Below are 4,615 nucleotides of genomic sequence, written 5' to 3' on the forward strand. Positions count from 1 at the left end.
AACAGGTCCGCGGCGTGGCGCAGCCGCCGGTCCACCGACGTGGGGTTGCAGACGAGGCCGACCGCGAGCCCCTTCAGGGGGCCGAACCGCTTCTCCACGAGAACGTCGAGCCCCGTGGAAACCGTGCCGGGTCGACGCTTCGGATTCCTGTCCGGGTTCCGCATCACCGGGGAAGATACCACATCCGCCGGGAGACGAAACCGGGTTGCCGGACTGCGCCGGAGAAGGGGGGGGAGAAGCGCGGCGAAGCCGTTACCGCGTAAAGTCCAGAATCAGCTCCTTCCGCCGCGGGTGATCCCGGAGCAACTCCTCCCGAGACGGGATCGAGAAGTCCGCGTATTCGAACCCCGGGGCGACGAAACAGGCCGAAAGGGTGTACGCCCCGGTCGTCCGCGCCGCCTGGAGCGCACCGGCGGGCACCACGGCGATGGGCTTGCCCCTTCTCGTCGCGGAATCCAGAAGGACCTTGCGGACCCGCCGGCTCATGACCACGAGCTCGAGCGGGTCCCCCGCGAGGTGGATCCACGTCTCCTCGCCCCGCAACCGGTGGAAGGCCGAGAAATCCCCCCGGGCGAGCAGGAAGTAGATGACGGTGAACGTCGCCCGCGGGCCGGGATACCCGTGGATCCGGACGGGGGGATGTGCCGATCGGTGCACTTCGCGGAACCACCCTCCCTCCGGGTGGCGTTTCAGCCGGTACTCCGCGACGATCTTCCGCGGATCCGTCATCGTCACTCCTGCGAATAGGGCCGGTACGCGATCGGCCGCCGCGTTCCGTGCTTCCGCATCTGCATCCGCCACCCCAGATTGCCGAACAGGTTGTACAACCAGCGCGGCATGAGCGGTCTCGCGAACAGCGTCGCCGCCTCCGCGGGGACGTCGCCGTCTTTCGCGAGGGATTCCGCCGTCATGTCCAACGCGCGGATCACGTGCTTCCCGCCGCCGGGGAGGCGCCGGATATCTTCCCCGACCGACCCCCCCATCCCCATGGCGAGCGCGCCGGCCCACCGCATGCCGGTGCGCTCCGCGAAGAGGCGGCAGATCCCCACGGCGGTGTCGCATTGGTGCGCCTCGGGGAAGCCGCACTGGACGATTACGGCGAGCCGCGGATTCGACTCGGAAGCGACCCCGGCCCGGCGCCCGGCGACAAGCTCGAGCAGTCGAGTGAGGGGCGCCGGAAGCGAGTCGACGTAGAGAGGAAACACCGGCACCACAAGGTCGGATGCATCGACCGCCTCCAGCAGTCGCCGTGTTCCTTCATCCGTGCGCAGGCCGGCATGGACCGGTTCTTCGCAAACGGACGCGCCGTTTTTCCGCAGTCCCTCGGCGAGCTTCGATGCCAGAGTGAAGGAAGCCGACTTCCGGCCCTTGGGGCTCCCGGTCAGGATCAGCGCGTTCATCGCGTCACCCCGGCCCGGTCGAGGAGGCGTTCCGCGGACCGTCGCGCCGGTTCCGCGTCCGCGACGCCCACCAGGACGGTCGATTCGACCGTTTGGTGGATGTTCAGTCCGTTTCGGGCCACAAGCCCGGCGAACAGCCGCTCGGCTTCGGGGTCGGGAAACGGCAACGTCCCCAGACCGATCGTCTTCGGGTATCTCCGGTACCTCAGGAGATGGTGCACTTCGCCGCCCACGGTGGTGAACCGCGGATCCAGCACGGGGATGAACCGGTCGAGCATCTTCTTCAGCTCGGACGAGTAGCCGCCGAACGTCACCGGTGTCGCGTACACCACGACGTCCGATCCCACGTAGGAGCGCAGCACATCGCTTGCGGCGTCCTCGATCACGCACTCCCCCGGGGTGCGTGTCCAGCACCCGAAACACCCGGCGCAGGGGGAGATGGCGAGTTCGCGCAATGCCACATGGCGGACATCGACCGCGCGTCCGGCGAGCGCGGAGACCACCCCCCGGACGGCGACGGGGGTCAGGAGGTCCCCCTCGCGGCTTCCGTCCAGCACAAGCGCCTTCAAGGCGACCCTCCGAGCGTTCTTCCCGCCATCCCGCCGACGGTTTCCAGCGCCTGGTCGACCCGCTCCGACCAGAAGGCGGCGTTGAGGCGGATGCAGTTGCCGTAGCGGCCGACCGTCGAGAAGAGGGTGCCGGGGGCGATGCCGATCCCCTTCTTCCGGGCCTCCTCGTGCAGTCGCATGGAATCCACCCCCTCCGGCATCTCCACCCAGAGGACGAACCCCCCCTCGGGGCGCGTGATTCGTGTCCCCGGCGGGAAGTGGCGCGCGACGGCGTCCCGGACCTTTTCCATCTGCCGGCCGTAGACGCGGCGGATCCCCCGCAGGTGGTGGTCGTACCCGCCGCTGGTCAGGAACTCCGCGATGGCGAGCTGGGTCGGGGTGGCGGTGGCGATGTTGAACAGGGACTTGAGCTGCATCACCTTTCGAAGGTGCCTGCCCGGGGCGATCCACCCGACTCGGTAGCCGGGCGCGAGGGTCTTGGAGAAGGAGGAGCAGTACAGCACGAGACCATTATCGTCGAACGCCTTCACCGCGGAAGGGCGGTCGGGCCCGAACGCCAGGTCGCCGTACACGTCGTCCTCGATCAGGGGGATGTCGTGCCGCGCCAGCAGCCCGACCAGCTCGCGCTTCCTGTCGTCCGGCATCACGCTCCCGAGCGGGTTGTTGAAGTTCGAAATGACGAGGCATGCGTGGACCGGGTTGTTCCGGATCGCGTACCCCAGCACCTCCAGACTCATACCCTCCCTGGGCGTGGACGGGATCTCGAGGACCTTGAGCCCCATCCACTGGATGGAGTGAAGGAAGGTGTAGTAGACCGGGGAGGCGATGGCGACCGTGTCGCCGGGGCGGCAGGTCGCCTGCAGCGCGAGCGTCACCGCCTCGACGCAGCCGGAAGTGACCACGATATCCTCGGGGGAGAAGGCGCAGCCGTAGCTCAAGGAGCGCTTGGCGATCTGCGTACGGAGCCGCTCGGTCCCGCGCGGCCCGGTGTAGGAGACGCTCTGCATCCGGAATCGCCGCGACTCGGATGCGAGCATCCGGTTCAGCCGGTCGACCGGCAGAAGGTCGGAATTGGGGATCCCGCCGCCGAGCGCGACCATGGACGGGTCGGAAAGGGTCCGCATGATCCGCATCGGCCCCTCCTCGATCGAGACGCAGCACGCGGTGGGCTCCTCGACCGTCTCTCCCTTCGCGCTTCCTCCCCCGGGTTCCGGAAGGCGGGCCCGGACGTAGTAGCCGGACTGGGGGCGCGCCTCCACGATCCCGCTGTTCTCAAGGCGCGCGTACGCCTCCATGACCGTGTTGACGCTGACCTGCATCTGCCGGCTGAGCGCCCGGATGGACGGGATCCGTTCCCCGGGCCGGTACGTTCCCTGGTCGATGAGGCCGCCGATCCGCGTGGCGATCTCCTCGTACAGCGGCGGTTTTGACGTCTCGACCTGTCGGGTGGTCTCCATGGTGGCTCGATTGTACATCGGAAGGGCGACAGTAACAGATACAATTATTCCGAATTGAAATGGGTACAGTTAACAATTTCTGCAATCTGTAGCAGGAATGTATTTCAGGATGTGTGTCTGTTTTTCCATCCCCGGAGCCTGCATATTGGCGAGCAAACGCTGCGGGCGGCTCGAATGCTTCCTGGCGGCGGCAAAAAACAGGGGAGGGAAGTCATGGAACTGAGCGAGAAGGTGAAGGAGCTCGTGGCGGTGGGAGCGTCGATCACGGCGAATTGCCAGCCGTGCCTCCAGTACCACTCGGAGAAGGCCTTCACGGCCGGGGCGGATTCCTGGGAGGTGAAGGCGGCGATCGAGGTCGGGAAGCAGGTCCGCAAAGGCGCGTCGGCCAAGATGGACCAGTTCGCGGCGGCCGTGAAGGAAACCCAACCGGCACAGGCGGGGGAGAAGTCGGCCTGCTGCGGCTGATGCGAAGGGTACGAGGGGGAGGCGCCGTCCCATCGGGTGAATCGACGGCCAGGAGCGCCCCGGGGGATGCGCTCCCCGGGGTGCCTGGCCCGAAAGGCGAGACATGGAAATGAACCCGATCGAGGTCCTGTTCCTGGGGTCCGGCGACGCGTTCGGAAGCGGCGGCCGGTTCCAGGCGTGCATCTCGGTGCGAACGCCGTCGGATCGGTTCCTCCTGGACTGCGGAGCCTCTTCGCTCATCGCGATGAAGCGGGCGCGGATCGACCCCCGGGAGGTCAGCAAGATCCTGGTCAGCCATCTCCACGGCGACCACTTCGGAGGCATCCCGTTCTTCGTCCTGGACGCCCAACTCGTCACGAAACGGACGGGTCCATTGACCATCGTCGGTCCGCCCGGACTCCGCGAGCGCGTCACGGCCGCGATGGAGGTCCTGTTCCCCGGCTCCGCGGGTGCCCGGCGGGATTTCGACCTGAGGTTCGTCGAGCTTCCGCCGCGCACGGGTACGGCGATCGACGGGATCGACATCACGGCGTTCCCCGTGATCAATTCCAGCGGCGCGATACCGTACGCATTGCGCGTCGATGTGGCGGGGCGCGTGATCGCCTATTCGGGAGACACCGAATGGACACCGGCTCTCGTCGAGGCGGCGCGCGGCGCGGACCTTTTCGTATGCGAAGCGTACTTCTTCGACCGGAAGGTGAAGGGGCATCTCGACTATGCGACC

General features: G+C 67.2%; 7 protein-coding genes. 2 read left to right on the forward strand and 5 right to left on the reverse strand.

Features of this window, described 5'->3' with window-relative positions; genetic code table 11:
• The 5 genes from HZB86_11970 to HZB86_11990 form a co-directional block, all read right to left on the reverse strand.
• Positions 1-167, reverse strand: a 167-nt coding sequence (locus HZB86_11970; protein MBI5906239.1) for a DUF1343 domain-containing protein, incomplete at its 3' end; no start/stop codon positions are given.
• Between the two features lie 85 nt (positions 168-252).
• On the reverse strand, positions 253-729 hold the full coding sequence (locus HZB86_11975) for a cupin domain-containing protein (GenBank protein ID MBI5906240.1): 477 nt from the start codon (positions 727-729) through the stop codon (positions 253-255).
• A gap of 2 nt (positions 730-731) precedes the next feature.
• Positions 732-1,400 (reverse strand): NAD(P)H-dependent oxidoreductase, encoded by a 669-nt coding sequence (locus HZB86_11980; GenBank protein MBI5906241.1) that lies wholly within the window; start codon positions 1,398-1,400, stop codon positions 732-734.
• Positions 1,397-1,969, reverse strand: coding sequence for a flavodoxin family protein (locus tag HZB86_11985; GenBank protein MBI5906242.1), 573 nt, complete (start codon positions 1,967-1,969; stop codon positions 1,397-1,399). Before HZB86_11985 ends, HZB86_11980 begins: the two co-directional genes overlap by 4 nt.
• Positions 1,966-3,426, reverse strand: coding sequence for a PLP-dependent aminotransferase family protein (locus tag HZB86_11990; protein MBI5906243.1), 1,461 nt, complete (start codon positions 3,424-3,426; stop codon positions 1,966-1,968). The genes HZB86_11985 and HZB86_11990 overlap by 4 nt, the downstream gene beginning before the upstream one ends.
• 213 nt (positions 3,427-3,639) lie before the next feature.
• Here HZB86_11990 and HZB86_11995 point away from each other — a divergent pair, with 213 nt between their 5' ends.
• Both HZB86_11995 and HZB86_12000 read left to right on the forward strand, forming a co-directional pair.
• Positions 3,640-3,891, forward strand: a complete 252-nt coding sequence (locus HZB86_11995; protein ID MBI5906244.1) for a carboxymuconolactone decarboxylase family protein — start codon at positions 3,640-3,642, stop codon at positions 3,889-3,891.
• A 109-nt stretch (positions 3,892-4,000) separates the two neighbouring features.
• A partial coding sequence (locus tag HZB86_12000) for an MBL fold metallo-hydrolase (GenBank protein ID MBI5906245.1) occupies positions 4,001-4,615 on the forward strand: 615 nt, incomplete at its 3' end.

Source organism: Deltaproteobacteria bacterium (genome assembly GCA_016234845.1).
Classification (GTDB): Bacteria; Desulfobacterota; Deferrimicrobia; order Deferrimicrobiales; family Deferrimicrobiaceae; genus JACRNP01.

What these genes read in the sequence shown, in the direction of transcription:
- HZB86_11975 (MBI5906240.1), bottom strand. Translation starts at nt 729, where the DNA reads ATGACGGATCCGCGGAAGATCGTCGCGGAGTACCGGCTGAAACGCCAC.
- HZB86_11995 (MBI5906244.1), top strand. Translation starts at nt 3,640, where the DNA reads ATGGAACTGAGCGAGAAGGTGAAGGAGCTCGTGGCGGTGGGAGCGTCG.
- HZB86_11980 (MBI5906241.1), bottom strand. Translation starts at nt 1,400, where the DNA reads ATGAACGCGCTGATCCTGACCGGGAGCCCCAAGGGCCGGAAGTCGGCT.
- HZB86_11990 (MBI5906243.1), bottom strand. Translation starts at nt 3,426, where the DNA reads ATGGAGACCACCCGACAGGTCGAGACGTCAAAACCGCCGCTGTACGAG.